At 39.0% G+C, this 18,352-nt stretch carries 20 protein-coding genes and 1 riboswitch; of the genes, 10 read left to right on the top strand and 10 right to left on the bottom strand.

Features of this window, described 5'->3' with window-relative positions; all coding sequences use genetic code 11:
* Positions 1-3: 3 nt before the first annotated feature.
* From FGD67_RS15955 to FGD67_RS15965, 3 genes are all read left to right on the top strand, one after another.
* Entirely contained in the window at positions 4-816 is an 813-nt protein-coding gene (locus FGD67_RS15955; RefSeq protein WP_257172077.1) for an undecaprenyl-diphosphate phosphatase, read from the top strand.
* A gap of 200 nt (positions 817-1,016) precedes the next feature.
* Positions 1,017-2,171 (top strand): acyl-CoA dehydrogenase family protein, encoded by a 1,155-nt coding sequence (locus FGD67_RS15960; RefSeq protein WP_257172078.1) that lies wholly within the window; start codon positions 1,017-1,019, stop codon positions 2,169-2,171.
* A gap of 191 nt (positions 2,172-2,362) precedes the next feature.
* On the top strand, positions 2,363-3,208 hold the full coding sequence (locus FGD67_RS15965; protein WP_257172079.1) for a tetratricopeptide repeat protein: 846 nt from the start codon (positions 2,363-2,365) through the stop codon (positions 3,206-3,208).
* Between the two features lie 351 nt (positions 3,209-3,559).
* On the opposite strand, the gene msrA is transcribed toward FGD67_RS15965, so the two are convergent.
* Both msrA and FGD67_RS15975 read right to left on the bottom strand, forming a co-directional pair.
* The gene (gene msrA, locus FGD67_RS15970) at positions 3,560-4,120 is read right to left on the bottom strand and encodes a peptide-methionine (S)-S-oxide reductase MsrA (RefSeq protein WP_257172080.1); all 561 of its coding nucleotides are present in this window, start codon (positions 4,118-4,120) and stop codon (positions 3,560-3,562) included.
* A 250-nt stretch (positions 4,121-4,370) separates the two neighbouring features.
* Positions 4,371-5,495, bottom strand: coding sequence for a DUF3083 family protein (locus FGD67_RS15975; RefSeq protein WP_257172081.1), 1,125 nt, complete (start codon positions 5,493-5,495; stop codon positions 4,371-4,373).
* Positions 5,496-5,721: 226 nt separating this feature from the next.
* Here FGD67_RS15975 and FGD67_RS15980 point away from each other — a divergent pair, with 226 nt between their 5' ends.
* Complete coding sequence (locus FGD67_RS15980) at positions 5,722-5,943, top strand: DUF3820 family protein (protein WP_077285498.1); 222 nt, start codon at positions 5,722-5,724, stop codon at positions 5,941-5,943.
* A gap of 311 nt (positions 5,944-6,254) precedes the next feature.
* Entirely contained in the window at positions 6,255-6,428 is a 174-nt protein-coding gene (gene rmf / locus FGD67_RS15985; protein ID WP_077285497.1) for a ribosome modulation factor, read from the top strand.
* A gap of 108 nt (positions 6,429-6,536) precedes the next feature.
* On the opposite strand, the gene FGD67_RS15990 is transcribed toward rmf, so the two are convergent.
* The 7 genes from FGD67_RS15990 to moaA all read right to left on the bottom strand — a co-directional run bounded on the left by FGD67_RS15990 (position 6,537) and on the right by moaA (position 12,131).
* Positions 6,537-7,286 (bottom strand): HesA/MoeB/ThiF family protein, encoded by a 750-nt coding sequence (locus FGD67_RS15990; protein WP_257172082.1) that lies wholly within the window; start codon positions 7,284-7,286, stop codon positions 6,537-6,539.
* A complete protein-coding gene (gene modC / locus FGD67_RS15995; protein WP_257172083.1) occupies positions 7,279-8,475 on the bottom strand; it encodes a molybdenum ABC transporter ATP-binding protein in 1,197 nt (398 codons plus the stop codon). The genes FGD67_RS15990 and modC overlap by 8 nt, the downstream gene beginning before the upstream one ends.
* Positions 8,476-8,480: 5 nt before the next feature.
* On the bottom strand, positions 8,481-9,179 hold the full coding sequence (gene modB, locus FGD67_RS16000; RefSeq protein WP_257172084.1) for a molybdate ABC transporter permease subunit: 699 nt from the start codon (positions 9,177-9,179) through the stop codon (positions 8,481-8,483).
* A complete protein-coding gene (modA, locus tag FGD67_RS16005; RefSeq protein ID WP_257172085.1) occupies positions 9,172-9,966 on the bottom strand; it encodes a molybdate ABC transporter substrate-binding protein in 795 nt (264 codons plus the stop codon). Before modA ends, modB begins: the two co-directional genes overlap by 8 nt.
* A gap of 20 nt (positions 9,967-9,986) precedes the next feature.
* Positions 9,987-10,517 carry a molybdenum cofactor biosynthesis protein B gene (gene moaB / locus FGD67_RS16010; protein WP_257172086.1) on the bottom strand — a complete coding sequence of 177 codons (531 nt, stop codon included), beginning with the start codon at positions 10,515-10,517 and terminating at the stop codon, positions 9,987-9,989.
* Positions 10,510-11,160 carry a molybdenum cofactor guanylyltransferase gene (locus FGD67_RS16015; RefSeq protein WP_257172087.1) on the bottom strand — a complete coding sequence of 217 codons (651 nt, stop codon included), beginning with the start codon at positions 11,158-11,160 and terminating at the stop codon, positions 10,510-10,512. The genes moaB and FGD67_RS16015 overlap by 8 nt, the downstream gene beginning before the upstream one ends.
* Positions 11,160-12,131, bottom strand: coding sequence for a GTP 3',8-cyclase MoaA (gene moaA / locus FGD67_RS16020; protein ID WP_257172088.1), 972 nt, complete (start codon positions 12,129-12,131; stop codon positions 11,160-11,162). Before moaA ends, FGD67_RS16015 begins: the two co-directional genes overlap by 1 nt.
* A riboswitch (molybdenum cofactor riboswitch) is annotated at positions 12,118-12,274 on the bottom strand. (Overlaps the previous gene by 14 nt.)
* A gap of 254 nt (positions 12,275-12,528) precedes the next feature.
* Between moaA and moeA the strand changes: the two genes are divergently transcribed.
* The 3 genes from moeA to dbpA all read left to right on the top strand — a co-directional run bounded on the left by moeA (position 12,529) and on the right by dbpA (position 16,028).
* Positions 12,529-13,764 (top strand): molybdopterin molybdotransferase MoeA, encoded by a 1,236-nt coding sequence (moeA, locus tag FGD67_RS16025; RefSeq protein WP_257172089.1) that lies wholly within the window; start codon positions 12,529-12,531, stop codon positions 13,762-13,764.
* A 40-nt stretch (positions 13,765-13,804) separates the two neighbouring features.
* Positions 13,805-14,530: an alpha/beta fold hydrolase gene (locus FGD67_RS16030; RefSeq protein ID WP_257172090.1), complete on the top strand. Its 726-nt coding sequence runs from the start codon at positions 13,805-13,807 to the stop codon at positions 14,528-14,530.
* A 112-nt stretch (positions 14,531-14,642) separates the two neighbouring features.
* Positions 14,643-16,028 carry an ATP-dependent RNA helicase DbpA gene (gene dbpA, locus FGD67_RS16035; protein ID WP_257172091.1) on the top strand — a complete coding sequence of 462 codons (1,386 nt, stop codon included), beginning with the start codon at positions 14,643-14,645 and terminating at the stop codon, positions 16,026-16,028.
* A gap of 120 nt (positions 16,029-16,148) precedes the next feature.
* Here dbpA and FGD67_RS16040 read toward each other — a convergent pair whose 3' ends face one another.
* A complete protein-coding gene (locus tag FGD67_RS16040) occupies positions 16,149-16,493 on the bottom strand; it encodes a DUF3718 domain-containing protein (RefSeq protein ID WP_257172092.1) in 345 nt (114 codons plus the stop codon).
* 421 nt (positions 16,494-16,914) lie between these two features.
* Between FGD67_RS16040 and FGD67_RS16045 the strand changes: the two genes are divergently transcribed.
* Positions 16,915-17,283, top strand: coding sequence for a YebG family protein (locus tag FGD67_RS16045; protein WP_257172093.1), 369 nt, complete (start codon positions 16,915-16,917; stop codon positions 17,281-17,283).
* Positions 17,284-17,361: 78 nt separating this feature from the next.
* Entirely contained in the window at positions 17,362-18,075 is a 714-nt protein-coding gene (locus FGD67_RS16050; protein WP_257172094.1) for a M48 family metallopeptidase, read from the top strand.
* Positions 18,076-18,352: the final 277 nt, after the last annotated feature.

Raw genomic sequence — 18,352 nt, forward strand, 5'->3', positions numbered from 1 at the left:
AGTATGAGTACAATTGATGTATTTATTTTAGCGATAATTCAAGGCTTAACGGAATTTTTACCGATATCGAGTTCCGCACATTTAATTTTACCATCGGCCGTTTTTGGCTGGCAAGATCAAGGTCAAGCTTTAGATGTTGCGCTACATGTTGGTACCTTGCTTGCCGTTGTGCTTTATTTTCGTAAAGAAGTTGGCAGTATGACTGTGGCATGGTTTGGTACGGTTGGCGTTGGCCCAGAAAAAAAATATAACAGCTTTGACGGCAAGCTTGCATGGTGGATTATACTGGCATCAATTCCATTAGGTATTGTGGGATTATTGGGCAAAGACTTTATTGAAGCAAACCTGCGCTCAGCTGCTGTTATTGCTATTACTACTTTAGTGTTTGGTATCTTATTAGGTTTTGCTGATATAAAAGCCAAAGAAAATGTCAGCGTTGAAAAGCTGGGTTTTAAAGGTGCAATGATTATTGGCTTAGCGCAAGTGCTGGCATTAATACCCGGTACTTCACGTTCTGGCATCACCATGACTTTAGGCTTAATGTTAGGGTTAAATAAAGAAAATGCCGCACGTTTTTCATTTTTGTTATCAATTCCTGCCATCGTGATGAGCGGCGGTTATTTAACCTATAAATTAATATCATCGGCTGAGCCGGTTGACTGGAGTACATTAGGTTTAGGCAGCATCTTGGCATTCTTTAGTGCTTATGCCTGTATTCACTACTTTTTAATTTTAGTCAGTAAAGTAGGTATGATGCCATTCGTGATTTATCGTTTAATTCTTGGCGCTGGTCTGCTTTGGTTTGTACTGGGATAATTGCTACACTATAGCCAATTTTAAAACGCGCTTTGGCGCGTTTTTGTTATACATATACTGATGCCAAGCGTGATACGCGAGCATTATTTTATCTACTCAGGCAGTACTAATGGACTATTGGGCTTTCTAAAAAGCCTAGGTAAACTTGGCTTCTGAACCGAATATGGTAGATATTCACCTGATTAAAAGTGAGATTTTTGATGGATTTGTCTTTAACTGAAGAACAAATGATGATTCAAGATATGGCGAAAAAATTTGCCGAAAGTGAACTCGCACCGGTAGCTGCGCAGCTTGATGAAACGATGGATCAAAAGCTATTTTTGGCTAATTTAGCACAATTGACCGAACTAGGTTTTATGGGCTTAAACATCAAAGCTGAATATGGCGGCGTTGAAGCCGGCAGTGTTGCCTTTAGTTTAGCTATTACCGAACTTGCTCGTGCTTGTGCTTCAACTGCGGTAACAACATCGGTGACCAATATGGTCGCTGAGGTGATTCAGGCCGTTGGTAATGAAGAGCAAAAGCAAAAGCATTTACCAAAGCTTTGTAGTGGTGAGTATCGCGCCGGTGGCTTTTGTTTAACGGAAGCAACTGCAGGTTCTGATCCCGCAGGGATGAAAACTCAAGCAGTTAAAGACGGAGATGATTACCTTATTAGCGGCAGTAAACTTTATATCACCAGTGGTTCATTCGCTGATGTTTTTGTGGTTTGGGCAGTTACTGACCCAGCAGCGAAAAAAGGTAAAGGTATCTCGTGTTTTATTGTTGAAGCCAACACTGCCGGTATTACTATTGGTAAAGCTGAAGGTAAAATGGGCCAGAAGGCGTCACCAACCAATGAAGTGCACTTTGACAATTGCCGTGTACCAGCTTCAGCCTTGATGGGTGCTGAAAACAAAGGTTTTGGCGTTGCGGTAGGTGAACTTGCCGGTGGCCGTATTGGTATTGGCTCGTTAGCACTGGGCGTTGGTCTTGCTGCACTTGATTACGCTAAAGCTCACATTGTTGAGCGTAAACAATTTGGTCAGTCATTGGCTAATTTTCAAGGACTGCAGTGGAAGCTTGCTGAACGTTATACTGAAATGGAAGCGGCGCGTTTATTGTTAATGCAAGCAGCATATACCAAAGAGCAAGGCCAACCTTTTGGTATGGCAGCGTCAATGGCCAAATTATTTGCTACTGAGAATGCAAATAAAGCCTGTTATGACGCTTTGCAGTTAATGGGCGGTGCGGGCTATATTCGAGAATACCCACTTGAGCGTATGGCGCGTGATGTGCGCGTAACTTCAATTTATGAAGGTACGAGTGAAATTCAAAAAGTGATTATTGCTCGAGAATTATTACAAAAAGTGTAGGGCGTATATCTTGAGATAGCCCACTTATTTAAACGGACATTGGCTGAGCTGATGTCCGTTTTTTTGTGATATTTTTAAGACTTTTTAAAATAAAATTTAACGATTATTTCTCTCAATTATAATTAGCGGCTTGTATCTTCAGGGTTTGGCCCCACTTTAAAATCATATATCTTATTATTGGAACTGCATTGATGATGAACTCTATTGCGATCACCTTAGAAAACTTTCAACAAGTTATTATTGAAGAATCAAAAAACCAACTTGTATTGGTTGATTTTTGGGCCCAACAAATCCCTGAAAGTACCGAACTGCGAGATAAGTTAACAACAGCATTAGCTAATCATGGTGATACGATACTGTTTGCAACGGTTGACTGTGAGACGCAGGGGCAAATTGCTCAGCAGTTTGGTATTCAAGGTTTACCAACGGCGGTTTTAGTCAAAGATGGTCAGCCACTTGATGGCTTAACTGGTCCACAAACTGATGCAAGCATTAATGAGTTTTTAGCTAAATATTTACCCAAAGAGCAAGACTTACTGTTAGTGCAAGCTAAAGATTTATTAGCTGAAGGTAACGTTGCTGAGGCATTTCCTATTATCAGCCAAGCTTATCAACTCGATAATGAGCGGGCTGACATTAAGTTAGTGTTAGCCAATGTTTATATTCAAACGGGTAAGATCACTGAGGCAGAGTTGTTACTGAAAAGTATCAAAATGATTGATCAAGACAGTGATTATCAATCCTTAATAGCAAAGTTGGAATTAGCAAGCCAAGCTGCGGACTCTCCTGAAATTCAAGCACTTGAACAGCAGTTGCTTAATGAACCGGAGAATGTTGAGTTACAGCAGAAATTGGCGGCACAGTATAGCCAAGTTAACCGTTATGAAGATGCACTCGCTATTCTGTTTCGCTTAGTGCAAAACAATGGTGCTGATATTGCGAGCAAAGATTTATTGCTTGATGTCTTGAAGTCCTTACCTGATGGTGATGCGTTAGCAAGCAAATACCGCCGTAAACTTTACACTTTGATGTATTAATACTTCTAGGGTTTTAAATAACCTGAGTCCTAGATAAGCTAAGTCCGTCAATGCTACGATTTCTGCGTGAAACAGCATTAAATTTGCGACTAATAGCTCGCTATTAGGTATACAAATCAGCCTTGATTCACGTAAAACTTATCACATTGATAATAAATTATGCGACTAATTTTATAATTGACTAAAGTGATTGTAACCATTGCACTATACTAATTTCTTCGCACATCCATTATCCCGAACTCAGGTTAAATAAAAAGCATAACAGTAGATTGTTATGCTTTTTTGATTTGCAGCCGCTGTAGCAAAGATTTTAAGTTTCACTGAGTGAGAAGACATTTATTAGAATTGCTATTACGCAGCAGAAATAGCTTGTTCTTCGCTCTTGAGTAAATGTGAAAACTCGCTGAGAAATTTTTGGATTTTTCTCGCGACCACTAACTGGCAGTACTTATTTTCAGGGTTGTTAGTGACATAATCTTGATGATAACTTTCGGCACTAGAGAAATTATTCACGGCTTTGACCGTGGTGACTATCGCTTGCTCAAATTCTTCTGTGCTATTTAATTGCGCAATTCTCGCTTCGGCAATCTCCTGCTGCTCAGTAGTATGGAACAGAATCGTTGAGCGATATTGGCTACCAATATCATCACCTTGACGATTTAAGCTTGTTGGATCATGAATAGCAAAAAATACCGTTAATATCGTTTCTATATCCAGTAATGTCGTATCAAAAGTTATTTGCACCACTTCGGCATGATTAGCTGTCCCATTACAAACTTGCTCGTAGCTTGGGTTGATAATATCACCATCAGCGTAACCACTGACCACTGAAACGATACCTTCAATTCGGGCAAAAATATTTTCAACGCACCAAAAGCAACCTGCGCCTAATGTTATTTTCTCGATGCTCATCGCTTTTTCCTTTGAAAAATTCTTAATATTAAATGACGTTTTATAGTTTAAGTTTTAAAACGTATAGACGTCTATATGTTTATAAGCAGAATGTATCACTCGGACGTTTAGATGTCTATATGTTTTTTGATGGTTTATGGTAAATGATCAGGTGACTAAATAACTTGCTTGATGAAGCTATTAATAAGTAGACCACCTAGTGCTGATTAGTCAGCTCTAGGTGGTATGGCCGAGTAAGTTGAACAATATATTAATCAACTAATGGCAAGTTATAAGCAACATGCTGATGAAAGCGTAAGGTTAATTCGTCTTTTTCAGTCACAATTTCAAGTTCAGTGGCAAATAAACGTATCGCTTGCTCTATTTGGTTGACAAATTTTGCATAGTTTTGTTCTACGCCATTATGGCAGTTAGCAACAAAGATTAACTGCACATTATCAACCAGTACGTCAGCCTGCCATTTACTGACAATACCACATGGGCTTTGCTTAGGGTTGTAGCCTAACATTTGTAACTCGCCAACTTTCGAAACCAATTCATGCAAACTATGCCTTACAATAGGCACCAAGCCATTGGCAATCAGTGCGCCATTATTTAAGTTAAAGCGCTTTGCTACGAGTGAGAAGGTATCAGTTAGATAGGTGAATAAAGGGTTGTAGGGATCTGCTGAAGCAGGATCAATATCAACTAACTGAGAGATCCTGTGGTTAAGGGGTAAATTAACAATCGCATAAGTGATGGATGACATATTTTCAGCCAAGTTAACATTCTGGCTCGCATACCTTTGGGCGATAGGTCTAAACTTGTGTGCTTGGCTAGTACAACAACCTTTATTTTTAGCAAATATGTCGTAGGTTAAATGCTGATGATCACGCATTCGGATGCTCGTCATGGGCAGCTTTATTTGTTGTGAGAAATTAGCTAGCAGCGCTTTTACTTTTTGATGAAATTTTGCCGCCTCAACTCGGATCTCGCTGCCCGATGCCAAAAATACTAAGGTAATTTTTTTGGCTCTAATACTGGCATTAAAAAATGAATTTTGTAGCACATGTTGTTGTGGATCATAATAGAAGATGATTTGCTGTTTGGTTTGCCACTGATGCATTTCTTGGCTATAGCGTACCCGTACTAATTTATCGTTAGCAACAAGTAGGCTGTTTGTGATGCCGTTGCTATTACTGAGATTAAATAGCAGTTCAGCTAAGGCTTGGTAACAAGCATAATAATTTGCACTGCCATCATTAGTAGAATGACTCGGTAATTGTGAAAGTAGTTGCTCTGTTAAGGTAAATTCAGCCAAAATGTATTGATTATCACGAGCATTATCCGGTATGTAGGCTTTTGTTGCTGCGCTACGTTTTCTAACTATTGACATAACAATTCCCTGAAAGAACTTGGTATCATCTTGATCCCAATTTAAGTTTTGGTATGTCAGCGATTATACGCAGTGCTTGTGACATTTTTATGTCGTGTAAAAGCCAATTAAAAATATTGATAAGATGTGCTATTGGTCGTCATAAAAGTTAATTTTTGACAGCTAAATTTAAAAAATAATATTTCGCCAATGTAAACCGAGGAAACCACGTAGAGATGTATAACAAATGTCGATAAACAATAATGCAGAGTTAATTGCAGCCATTAATCAAGTTATGCCATTTGGTAAATATAGTGGAAGAAAGCTACTACAATTGCCTGAGCCTTATTTAGTTTGGTTTCATGCTAAGGGGTTCCCTGAAGGAAAGTTAGGCCAGCAATTAGCGTTAATTTATGAAGTTAAACTTAATGGCTTAGAAGAGATGTTAAGGCCTTTGTTAAGAGCTTAACTTTTCAAACTGATTTGTTCTTGAATTTATTTTTTTAAGTCTGCTTTGCTATATAGCCTTTTGCTAACAAATTGTTTTGTAATACTTAGTTTAAAGTTGTTTTTATTCGTTGTTTATTTTCCCTAAAAAAATAAAAAAAGTACCCACTTCGTCAGAAAAACAACTTGCTTTCAGCGTTTGCTTGTCCTTAAATTAATTGGGATTGAAGTGATACCATGTTGTGGTTGGTAGTATGCTTCTCTCGTTAATTAAGGTCAATTATTAATAATTATCAAATACTTATTAAATAGTAAAATGTAGAGGTGTTATTCATGAGAAGACAGAAAAGAGACAAATTAGGCAGAGCACACTCAAATGGTTATCAAGCTGGGCTTTGTGGCAGAACTAAAGAAAAATGTCCTTATCAAAATACTGATACGAAATCAGAATGGCTTGGAGGTTGGCGAGAAGCCTTAACCGATAGAAGTATGGGCTTGTTTAAATAACCTGAGCTCCGATTGATGAATAAAGTTTTCTGACTAAGCCCTCAACCTTGAGGGCTTTTTTATAGCTGCTTTATTGGTCAGGAGGTGACTTAGTGTGTTTTTGATTGATTATAAAGTTGAGCAAGCAAGGCATTTAGCTTGTTTTTTAAGTGTTAATTGTTGCCATGAGTTATTCAAACCATCAAAAATATTCAGCTGGTTAGTGGCTACCTTATGACCGGTTAAAAACTTGATTGCTTGCAATGCTTGCATGCCACCAATAATGGCGAGCACAGGGCCTAAAATGCCTAATGTTTGGCAATTATTTTCCGGGGCCTTTTTATTCGCGGGGAACAAGCATTGATAACATGCACTATCAGGCTCATTAGGATCAACAAACATATGCTGACCGTCAAAGCCGGTTGCTGCGCCGATCACTAAAGGTTTGCGGTGCTCAAGACACTTTTGATTAATGAGGTAACGAGTACTGATATTGTCAGTACAGTCAAGTATCAGGTCTACTAAAGGGAAGTAGTAATCGGCAAGCTCTGCATCGAGCATTTCATCAAGTACTTCGATATTAGTACTAGTATTGAGTTGCTGTAGTTTTTCAGCACTGGTATCCGCTTTATTTTTTGCAAGGTCTGACTCATTGAACAGTATTTGTCGATGTAAATTACTGATATCAATATTGTCACCGTCAGCTAGATAAATGTTACCGACACCGGCGGCGTTTAAATAAAGGCTTACTGGGTTACCTAAGCCGCCAACACCAACAATTAATATGCGTGCATTTTTTAGCGCTTGCTGGCCTTGCTCACCAATACCTTTGAGCATGGTTTGACGGCTAAAGCGAAGTTGTTCTTGCTGACTAAGCATGGTTTGACGGCTCCGTATAATGATAACTATGTACCGCATTAGCTTTAAATTGAATATAAACAGTGCTTTGTGTTGTTAATGCTAGACGTTTTTTTGACCATAAGCTGATTTGAGCAAAAAACTGTTGTTCGCCAGCTTTCAGTGCTACTAGGACATTGGTTTTACCGTGCTTTATTGCGGTGATCGTTGCTGATAAATGATTTACAATCGAGCTATGTTCAGGCTTAGTGATACTGATACTAATATCACGTGCATAAATCATACACGGCAGTTTTTGGCCAATTAAACGCGGCGCTATCGTTTGCTCTAGTAGTGGTAAATATATGCTAGCAGCTTTCCCCTGTGTTGTCGGTAGGGATAATCGCGTCAAACCATAGTCAGGTAAATGCTCTGTAACGGTTAACGATAAACTGGTTTTAGGGCTAGCTTCTCCAGCGTTATTTAATTGATGAATCGCTTGATGGATAGGGGATGCAGGGCTGACTTTTCCGGCTGAAACGACAATAAGTTGATCGGCGATATATTGTAATTCACTTAAACTGTGGCTGACATAAAGCATCGGTAATTGCAGTTGTTGTTGAATGTCTTTTAAGATGGTGAGCATTTGCGATTTAGTGCTTTTATCTAGGGCACTAAAAGGTTCATCCAATAAAAGCAGTTTTGGCTCAGCGAGTAAGGCTCTAGCAATGGAGACTCTTTGTTTTTCACCACCAGAAAGTTGGGTGACATTTTGGTGCTGTAAGGATTTTAGCTTTGTTAATGTCAGGACTTTTTCTATGCTAAGTAGGCTGTTTTTTTGTCGCTTAGCACCATAGGCTAAATTTTGATAAACACTAAGATGTGGAAATAAGCGACTGTCTTGAAACACCAAACCTACTTGTCTTTTTTCTGCTTTAATAAATTGCTTTTTATCACTATCTTGTAATGGTGTGCCATTCAAGGATACTTGGCCTATTGCTTGTTGCTCAAGGCCGGCAATAATACGCAATAATGTTGATTTACCAGAGCCAGAATCACCATAAATACCTGTAACAGCTGAAATATGAATTTCTTGTTCAACAGCGATAACAAAGCTATTAAAGGCTAGCTTAAAAGCGAGCGCTAAAGATGTTACATGCGGGTTATCATCAACAACTATTTGCTCACCATGGGGTTGACTATGTTGTGTAATGTTATTTGATCCAGACATTGCACTCATGACTTAGTTAAACTCTGTTGAGTTTTATTGACGTTATTGCCTAATAAATAAACCATAGATAACAACAGTAATGAAGCAATTAATAGTCCGGCAGAGAGTATGTGCGCATTAGCGTAGTTAAAAGCCTCAACATGATCAAACAAAGCAATCGATAATACCCGTGTTTCACCAGGGATATTGCCGCCAATCATTAATACCACACCAAATTCACCAACGGTATGAGCAAAACCTAATGTGGTTGCAGTGATAAAACTGGCTTTTGTTAAGGGTAAAACAACACTAAAAAAGCGATCTATAGGCCCAGCACCCAGCATAGCCGCAGCTTCTAGGTGATGTTCGCCTAATTGCTCGAAAGCTTTTTGCAATGGTTGTACAACAAAAGGCAAAGAATAAAGCACTGAGCCGATGACAATCGCGCTAAAACTAAAGGCTAATTGGCTGCCGGTGGCGCTTTGCCATAATTGCCCAGGTAATGATGTTGGTGAAAATGCCAGTAGTAAGTAAAAACCTAATACTGTGGGTGGCAACACTAAAGGTAAAGCGACTATGGCTTCAAAAAATACTTTTAATCGACTTTGCCACTTAGCGAGATACCAAGCCAACGGTGTACCTAATAATAATAGGATCATGGTGGTGATCGCTGCCATCTTTAAGGTGGTGGTGAGTGCCAGTATGTCAGCCGAGATATCAGTCATTTTCTGCCTTTACCGGTAAATAACCCAATTGTTTTAACTTTCCTTGGCTGCTTATTTGTAAAATAAAGTCACTGACTTTTTGCGCGATAGCGACTTGTTTGCTGGTTTTTATAATTACCAATTGTTGCTCGATTGGCTGATAAAACTGCTCAGGAATAAGTAAACCTTGATATTGATTCATTTTTAATTGGCTATACGCAACGAACCCTAATGGCACGGCTTGGCTGCGCATTTGCTGAAAGGTTTGGCTAATATTGATACCAGTAACTAATTTATTTTTGCTTTGCGACCAAAGTGATAAATGCTTTAAAGCTTGCTTAGCGGCTTTGCCATAAGGTGCAGTATCTGGATTGGCAATGGCTAAATTTCCTGAATAATCCTTAAGTACATTTAAGCTGGTTAAGTGTTGCGTTGCAGACCATAAAGCAATTTGGCCATAGGCATAGCTTTTTCGACTATCTTTAATGATCAGATGCTCTTGTTCCAACAGCGCAGGACGAATTGAGTCAGCTGATAAAAACAAATCAAATGGCGCACCATGTCTAATTTGCTGATATAGCGTACCGGTTGCGGCACTAATAATTTGATAATCTATTTGTGTTCTATTCGGTAAATCAGCGAGCAAAACTTTTAAGGCAGGAGCAAAGTTTGCCGCGACGGCAATACGCAAAGGGCGTTGCTGTGCTAATGTTTGCTCGCTAGCATAAACGTGGCTGGCTTGCAGGGCCAGCCAAATAGTCGCTAGAGTGAGTAGTTTTTGCAGTCGCGTGGTCAGCAATCTAGGCATGGTACTATCGAAAAATTCGTTTATTTAAAGTTTAAATGTGGCACAAAGTTACATGGACGATGGCTGGCATCAAGTTGCTCAACAATTAATTTGTCCCATGCCGTTTTACAAGCATTGGTTGAGCCAGGCACAGATAAAATAACCGTGCCATTTGCCATGCCTCCAAAAGCTCGAGATTGAATAGTCGAGGTACCTATTTCTGCTAATGAAATAGTTCTAAACACTTCGCCAAAGCCTTCAATATCTTTGTCAAATAGAGGCAGTAGCGCTTCTGGTGTATTGTCTCTTGCGGTAAATCCAGTGCCGCCAGTGGTTAATATTATATGGATACTGTCGTCAGCAATCCATTTAGACACGACAGCGCGCAGTTGGTAAACATCGTCTTTTGATATTTCTTTCGCTGCCAGCTTATGGCCTACTGCTTGCAATCGTTCAACAAGGGCTTGGCCGGAGGTGTCGTTATGTTCTTCGCGAGTATCTGAAACAGTTAACACCGCGATATTTAAGGCAACGAAGTCATCGCCACAATGAACAGAAGAAGTACTAGACATGAGATTTCCTTGGTAAAGATAATAAATGTTGTGCCTGTTGCCATTGCTCAGGCGTATTGGTGTTAAATAAACAGCCGCTATTTTTGGGGGTAATGACGTTATGTGGCACTTGCTTTAATAAACTGCGTACTGAAGGTCCTGATAAATTTCGCTTACTTACCGTTTTCTTTATTCCGCTTAGCTGATGTGCCATGCTTTTATTTGCGTTCATTTGCTGTAAAGGTTGTTGAAAAAACTGTTCAACATAGGCGTTAATAGGTAAATATAACGGCAGATAATTATCAGTAAAATAACATGCTCGCTGGCTTAATTCGCCTGCGCGCTTTAATGATGAAAGTTCAGCTGAGGTCATTAAGGGTAAATCTATCGGTAATATTAACAGCGCTTGTGGTTTAAATTGACGGAGAATACTTTGAATACCACCTAGCGGACCCATATCAGCAACGAGATCGTCAATACCATGTTTGCCACCACTAACAATTACCTGTGAACTGCCAGCAGCTTTGAGTAAAGCTTTGCTATAACTAAGCATATCTTGTTTATTGCGTTGTAAGCTAGCTTTGTCTTGTCCCATACGAGATGACCTACCGCCTGCTAGCACCACACCTAAACAAGGTTGAAATAAGTTATTTACCGCACTCATTAGCCGCCCAACATCGCCAAGTTCTTCGTGGCACCGGTGAGTTTTTCATGCAAAAAGTGCGTCTGCTTTTTATCAGTCATCATGTGGCTAATTGCTGCTTTAAGCGGTTCGACATCATCAGTCTGTAAGTAATCTTTTAATGACAATCCTTGCTCAGTAAATAAGCATAAATGTAATTTACCTAATGAGCTAATGCGTAAGCGGTTACAGCTATTACAAAAATCTTTTGAATACGGCATGATCAAACCAATTTTACCAGCATAATCAGGATGGTAGAATTCTTGTGCAGGACCGGCGGCTTTATCATTAATCACCGGTAACCAACCATCTAAGATCAGGTTTTGTTTTATCCGTGAGCCTTGCACGTGTTGTGCGTCAAAGAATGCTTGATTGTCACCGGTTTGCATCAACTCAATAAAGCGCAAGGTTACCGGCGTATCTTTTAACCAAGCCAAATAACTCGCAATATCGTAACCATTGTACTCACGCATTAATACGGTATTAATTTTAATATCGGTATTACCTGCAGCAAGTGCCATATCGACACCTTTGAGAATATGGTTGAGTTTGTCATGGCCAGTAATTGCATGAAATTGTCGAGGGTCTAAACTATCAATACTGATATTGATTGCATCAATACCTGCATCTAACCAAGCCGGTAAATGCTCAGGAAGTTTGTAACCATTACTGGTGATTGCGACTCTTTTAATGCCGGGTGTTTGCTTACAGGCGGCAATAATTTCAGGTAAGTCTTTGCGCAAAGAGGGCTCACCGCCAGTAATACGAATTTTTTCCGTGCCCATTTGAGAAAATGCCGAAGCTAAACGGGTAATTTCAGGCAGGGTGAGAAATTTTCTGTCGTGCTCACATTGATAACCGTCAGGTAAACAATAGTTACAACGAAAATTACATACGTCTGTGATCGATAGCCGCAAGTAATAAAACTTGCGTCCGAAGTTGTCTGTTAACATGTCACCTTTCCAATGTCGGGAGGTAAACAAGTTTCCTTGTTAACCCTGGTAAACACAAAAGTCTATTTTGGTTTACGGCTACAGCAGCATGTTCGTTGCATAGCAACCAATTTAGCTGAGATAGCTCGGCGAAAATTAGCCTTATTGAAGTTTTAATTTAAAAATGAAAATTCAACAGGCTTTATGATTTATTGTTTTATATCATATAATCACAAGCATAGTATGATTATGATCAATATAACAGAATCTAGTTATATTATTTGATGTTCAAAAAATAGTGTAATTAAGGTTTTTTTAATATCGGATAGCCAAATTAAGTTAAAAAACTAACTTTGATTGCGTATTGATATGTTTGGCTACAGTGATAAAAACACAATATAAATTGGAAGAGTATATTATGGTTGATTGTTGTTCTGCTCCCGGATTAATGCCTTTTGCTCAAGCACTAGAAACAATGCTTGCCGCTATTTCTCCGATCACCGAAATTGAAAATATTACCTTATCTGAAGGTTTAGGGAGAGTTTTATCCAACGATATTACTAGTCCAATTAATGTGCCTCCACATAATAATTCTGCAATGGATGGCTACGCTTTTGCACAAGCTAGTTTAGTTGCTCAATCAAGTTTACATTTAGTTGGTCGCTCTATGGCGGGTCAGCCTTATCAAGGTATTTGTGGTGAAGGGCAGTGTGTTCGTATTATGACCGGAGCTAAAATGCCAGAGGGCTGTGATACGGTAGAAATGCAAGAAAACTGTCAAGCAGAGAACGAAAGCGTAAGATTTTTAGCGCAACGTAATAAAGGCGATAACGTACGTTACGCTGGTGAAGATATTAATCAGGGTCATGAGGTTTTTGCGAAAGGTCGACGCCTATCTGCTATTGATATTGGTGTTTTGGCTTCACTGGGTATTGATGACCTTAAGGTGTTTCGTAAACTTAAGGTTGCACTCATCGCCACGGGCGATGAGCTGAAAAGTTTAGGTGAGCCGCTAGGTGATGGTGATATTTACGAGAGTAACAGTTATGCACTCGCCGGCATGTTAAAAAATCTTAATGTTAATATTATTGACTTTGGCGTTATTGTTGATGATGAGAACGCTATTCGAACAGCGTTTATGCAAGCCGATGAGCAAGCTGATGCGGTAATTTCTTCTGGCGGTGTCTCGGTGGGCGATGCTGATTATACCAAGTTGGTACTTGAGCAAATTGGTGAAATCGCTTTTTGGAAAATTGCCATGAAGCCAGGTAAGCCCTTTGCTTTTGGCAAACTGCCGAATAGCTTGTTTTTTGGTTTGCCGGGTAATCCGGTATCAGCCATGGTGACTGCTGATCTACTTGCTATGCCGGCCTTGCTGAAACTACAAAATTGTCATAGTGCGCCGGCGATAACACTGAAAGCAACAACCTTGACTGAGTTAAGGAAATCACCGGGTCGCATGGATTTTCAACGCGGTGTTTTATCTTATAATAATGACGGGGCGTTAATGGTTAATAGCACCGGTAGCCAAGGTTCGGGTATTCTAACCAGTATTGCTTCAGCTAACTGTTATATTGTGCTACCGACTGAACAAGGTCGAGTTAAAGCCGGAGAAAGCGTTAATGTGCGTTTATTTGAGCGCTTTTACTCTTAATGGTTGATGACTGACCTTATTGATATAACAAAGAGATAACGTGTCAAAAGCACTATATTTTATTCCCGGCACTATGTGCAATGAAAGTTTGTGGCTGCCCGTGTGGCAGCTGCTGCGTCAACAGTGTCATCAAGACTACCAATTAATAGCTTTAATGATCCCCAGTACCGGTAGCATGGATGAAATTGTTAATGTCTTATCAGAGCAAATTATTGCCGATAAAGCGATATTAGTTGGCTTTTCATTAGGTGGCTATATTGCTAGCGCAATAGCATTAAAACTTGGCAATAAGTTGCAACAATTATTGATAGTGTCTAATTTTCCAAAAAATTTACCACCAGCTGAAATTAAACAAAGAAAACGTACTATAGATTGGATAAATCAACGGGGTTATTCAGGTATTCCAAATAAGCGTATTAATGACTTGTTGCACCCTGAAATCGAACAGCTTAACCCCTCTGGCTATCAAAAGATTAAAAATACCATCGTCACTATGGATAGGATTCTTGGCGTCGAAGTATTATTACATCAATTACATGTTTCTATGTATCGACCTAATTTATTGCCTTTGTTAGGTCAGTTGGCACTACCTGTTACTTTTCTTGTTGGCGATACTGATAGTTTGGTAGAACTTAGTGTGTTGCGAGCAGAGCTACAAGGCAAAAATAATATTGCGTTGAAGGAAATTGCGAAGACAGGTCATATGTTGCCTCTAGAATCTCCGCAAGCGCTAGCATCAATGCTGGTTTGTTTTTTAAACAACTAAGGCTATTAGCGCTTAATTTATTGCGGTTAATAATAAAGTTCCGTAAAGCTGTGCTTGCTTGCGTGAAAGCGTGTAAAATAGCGACAATTATATTTTACCTTAGGACTTAACGTTGAGCGACAGCAAATTTTCATCACTTAGCTTACAACCGGCAATTTTAGATAACCTTTCATCACTGGGTTACCACGAGATGACAGAAATACAAGCTAAAAGCCTACCGGCTATTTTAGCGGGGCAAGATGTGATTGCTCAGGGTAAGACAGGCTCAGGTAAAACTGCTGCTTTTGGTCTTGGATTATTAAATAAGCTACAAGTTAAAAAGTTTAGAATTCAAACTTTAGTACTTTGCCCAACACGTGAATTAGCCGATCAAGTAGCTAAAGAAATCAGAAAGCTAGCCAGAGCTGTTCACAACATTAAAGTATTAACTTTATGTGGTGGCACGCCTTTTGGTCCACAAGTGGGCTCACTAGAGCATGGCGCCCATATTATTGTCGGTACACCTGGCCGCATTGAAGATCATCTCGGCCGTGGAACATTGTCATTGGAGTATGTTGATACCTTAGTGTTAGATGAAGCAGATCGTATGCTTGATATGGGCTTTCAAGCAGCTTTAGATAACATTGTTGATAAAATACCGCAGCAAAGACAAACCTTATTGTTCAGTGCGACCTTTCCTCAACAAATTCAAAAAATAGCCAATCGTTACTTACAAACACCTGCGGTGATCAAGGTTGAATCTAGTCATGAAAGTAGCACTATCGCTCAACACTTCTACCGTGTAGAAAGTGACGAAGAACGTTTAACGGCGATTCGATTATTACTGTTAAGCCATCAGCCTGAGTCGAGTGTGATATTTTGTAATACCAAAATTGCTACGCAGAATGTTGCCAATAAATTGGCAGCTTATGGCTTTGGTGTTGTGGCATTACATGGTGATTTAGAGCAAAGAGATAGAGATCAAACCTTAGTACGTTTTGCTAATAAAAGTGCCTCGGTACTGGTTGCTACTGATGTTGCTGCTCGTGGCTTAGACATTGAAGCGCTTGATGCTGTATTTAACTATGATATTGCCCATGATAGTGAAGTGCATATTCATCGTATTGGTCGCACAGGACGTGCAGGCAGCACTGGTTTTGCTTTCTCTTTATTTAGTGACAAAGATCGCTACAAAGTCGGTTTATTAGAAGATTATCTAGAACGTACAATTGAAGGTGAAGAGTTACCTAATCGTGAAGTATTAGAACGCAATGTTTATTCACCTAAAATGACCACCATTCAAATTGATGGCGGTAAAAAGCAAAAAGTTAGACCTGGTGATATTGTTGGAGCATTGACCAGCGAAAATGGTATTACTTTTGAGCAAGTAGGTAAAATTCAACTTGGGGCTAATTGGGCTTATGTTGCGGTAGAGAAAATGGTGGCTAGAAAAGCACTAAATAAGCTCACTCATGGTAAACTTAAAGGGCGCACATTTAGAGTAAGAGAATTAAAATAAGCTGTAAATACTATAGCGTTAGATGATCAACGAGGTACCCTATTGCTGAGTACCTCTTTGTTGATTGCTAATTACCACTTAAAATTCCTACCATATCCGTTAAAACCAATATCCATTCAACTAAAAGTTAAGCTTTATTTTTTCAACGGCTGCAACATCAATAATGTTAACACTACTATTAATGCTGTGCTCTAAGCGAGCAGCGGTTTTATTGGCACCATGCTTTTGTGCAAAAGCGATAATATCGTCTCCATTGCACATGACTTTCATGGCGATAGTTTTATCCCGTAGGTTATAAGACTTAACCGTTTTTTTAAATCTAGAGACATTATTGGTTAACGTTGTTTTACAAACATCAATAAGAGCACTTTCAGTATATTTATCCATGGCATGACTACTAAAACTTAAAGCAGACAACATTACACCAGTGAAAGTTGCGGTTGCGAACAATTTTAAACTTTTCATTTTATTCTCCAATTAAACGTTAATGGCTATTTGAAAATAATAGCGTGTTGTTACCTCTTAATAGTGAGCTAAATATGATAAAAAGTTGTAAGCAAGCGCTGACTGAATGTAAATATTAAACAGAAGTGGGTATAGCAAATTTCGAGGGTAATTTATTGTTTATATTTAATAAAACTAGCTTGATAACATAGCTTTTCGACATTAATTTTTACATCTATTCATCCTTCTAGACATTTTGGAGCACACTAAGGGCATATATCGTGCGACGAACTGCCATTAAACCGAGCTATGAGCTAACAATTTCTGGTAATTTATAATAATCAAGGTATGATACTGGGATTATGTACAGTCACTACTTCTGTGATTTTAAGACATAATGACTATGATTCGAATTTGGTAAACAGTGATATAAGGGATAACAATGGCAGTTGAAAGTCGATTTGTCGTGATAAGACAAGGTGTGGAGGTAGAAACATTCATGGATAAAAAAGCCGCAGATGAATACGATAAAATGCTCGATATGGCAGATAGTTTATCTGAAATGTTTGAACAAGCACCTGTCGAGCTTTCTGAGAGTATCCGTGAAGAACTGAGTGTTTATTTGGCACAAAACCGTGAAGATGTATTGGTAGCTTTACAAGCTAAAAAAGCCAAAGCGGTTACCAATAAAACGGCAACTAAAAGTACCGAACCGATAAAAGCAAGCGAGCCACCGCTAACAGAAAAAGCGAAAAAAACTAAAGTAGCCAGCGTGAAAGCAACGAGTAAGGCCAAAGCTGAAATATCTTAAGGCCATGTTTAGTGATAAAAATATACAAAGTGTGATGATCAGTAAAGAAGCTTATTGTGGGGCGTTTTGGAATATCAATTGATCCGTAGTGCGCGAAGAAAAACTATTGCTTTGCAGGTAAGTAATGCGCAAGTTATTGTTAGAGCACCAACGTTTGTTAAAACCACTTACGTTGAAAACTTAATACAGGCTAAATTGCAATGGCTGCAACAAAAGGTAGCAGAGCAAAAGCAAAAATCACGATCAAACCCCCATTTTACTTTACAGTTTGTTGGTGAAAAATTAACGAACAACCCAACCGTATATCTTGATGGCTTACCACATAGTATCAATATTGAGTTTGGGCGTAAGCATGTGCTGCATAATGCCAGTAGGCAAAGCCTGACTGTTGTTCTGACTGAAAGGTATCGTCAGGATGATCTAAACTCAGCTGCGACTCTAGCGCAAGTGAAGTCGCAAATAGACTGTTGGTTTAAAGCGCATATCGAAAATTATATTGCACAAAACCTATTAATATTTTCCAAGCAATTAGCACTCAACCCCACGGCTTTTAAAGTCAGAAAATATAAGGCGCGTTGGGGAAGCTGCAACAATCGTGGTGAGCTAAGTTTTAATTACTTACTGAAAATGTTGCCTAGCTGGGTGATTGACTACGTGATAATTCATGAACTATGTCACCTTAAGCATATGAATCATTCGACAAAATTTTGGCAATTAGTTGCCACCCACTGTCCTGAATATCAATTAGCCAAAAACTGGCTATCAGAGCATCAACCTTACTTACGATGGTAAGTGTTGCCCGCTAGTCCTTATCTAGTAATGAATTCTTGTCATACCCTCGATAAAATCCATATGGTTTTTAACTAGTTGGCATGAGAACTGCTAATTGTTCTCTGCTTTTTATTGACGGTAAAAAGTTCTATTAATGATACCAAGTCTATTAAGTCTATTAAGTTTATTAAGTTTATTAGTTTTGCGCAATCAATCGGTTTAATTGGTATATAAAGGAGATAAATATGAAACTCACTCGTTATAGTTGGAAAGCTAGCATCATTTATTTTTTATCTGC

Source organism: Colwellia sp. M166 (assembly GCF_024585285.1).
Taxonomy (GTDB): Bacteria; Pseudomonadota; Gammaproteobacteria; order Enterobacterales; family Alteromonadaceae; genus Cognaticolwellia.

Coding starts and splice junctions, on each gene's coding strand:
- FGD67_RS15955 (WP_257172077.1), top strand. CDS start 4: ATGAGTACAATTGATGTATTTATTTTAGCGATAATTCAAGGCTTAACG.
- FGD67_RS15960 (WP_257172078.1), top strand. CDS start 1,017: ATGGATTTGTCTTTAACTGAAGAACAAATGATGATTCAAGATATGGCG.
- FGD67_RS15965 (WP_257172079.1), top strand. CDS start 2,363: ATGATGAACTCTATTGCGATCACCTTAGAAAACTTTCAACAAGTTATT.
- msrA (WP_257172080.1), bottom strand. CDS start 4,120: ATGAGCATCGAGAAAATAACATTAGGCGCAGGTTGCTTTTGGTGCGTT.
- FGD67_RS15975 (WP_257172081.1), bottom strand. CDS start 5,495: ATGTCAATAGTTAGAAAACGTAGCGCAGCAACAAAAGCCTACATACCG.
- FGD67_RS15980 (WP_077285498.1), top strand. CDS start 5,722: ATGTCGATAAACAATAATGCAGAGTTAATTGCAGCCATTAATCAAGTT.
- rmf (WP_077285497.1), top strand. CDS start 6,255: ATGAGAAGACAGAAAAGAGACAAATTAGGCAGAGCACACTCAAATGGT.
- FGD67_RS15990 (WP_257172082.1), bottom strand. CDS start 7,286: ATGCTTAGTCAGCAAGAACAACTTCGCTTTAGCCGTCAAACCATGCTC.
- modC (WP_257172083.1), bottom strand. CDS start 8,475: ATGTCTGGATCAAATAACATTACACAACATAGTCAACCCCATGGTGAG.
- modB (WP_257172084.1), bottom strand. CDS start 9,179: ATGACTGATATCTCGGCTGACATACTGGCACTCACCACCACCTTAAAG.
- modA (WP_257172085.1), bottom strand. CDS start 9,966: ATGCCTAGATTGCTGACCACGCGACTGCAAAAACTACTCACTCTAGCG.
- moaB (WP_257172086.1), bottom strand. CDS start 10,517: ATGTCTAGTACTTCTTCTGTTCATTGTGGCGATGACTTCGTTGCCTTA.
- FGD67_RS16015 (WP_257172087.1), bottom strand. CDS start 11,160: ATGAGTGCGGTAAATAACTTATTTCAACCTTGTTTAGGTGTGGTGCTA.
- moaA (WP_257172088.1), bottom strand. CDS start 12,131: ATGTTAACAGACAACTTCGGACGCAAGTTTTATTACTTGCGGCTATCG.
- moeA (WP_257172089.1), top strand. CDS start 12,529: ATGGTTGATTGTTGTTCTGCTCCCGGATTAATGCCTTTTGCTCAAGCA.
- FGD67_RS16040 (WP_257172092.1), bottom strand. CDS start 16,493: ATGAAAAGTTTAAAATTGTTCGCAACCGCAACTTTCACTGGTGTAATG.
- FGD67_RS16045 (WP_257172093.1), top strand. CDS start 16,915: ATGGCAGTTGAAAGTCGATTTGTCGTGATAAGACAAGGTGTGGAGGTA.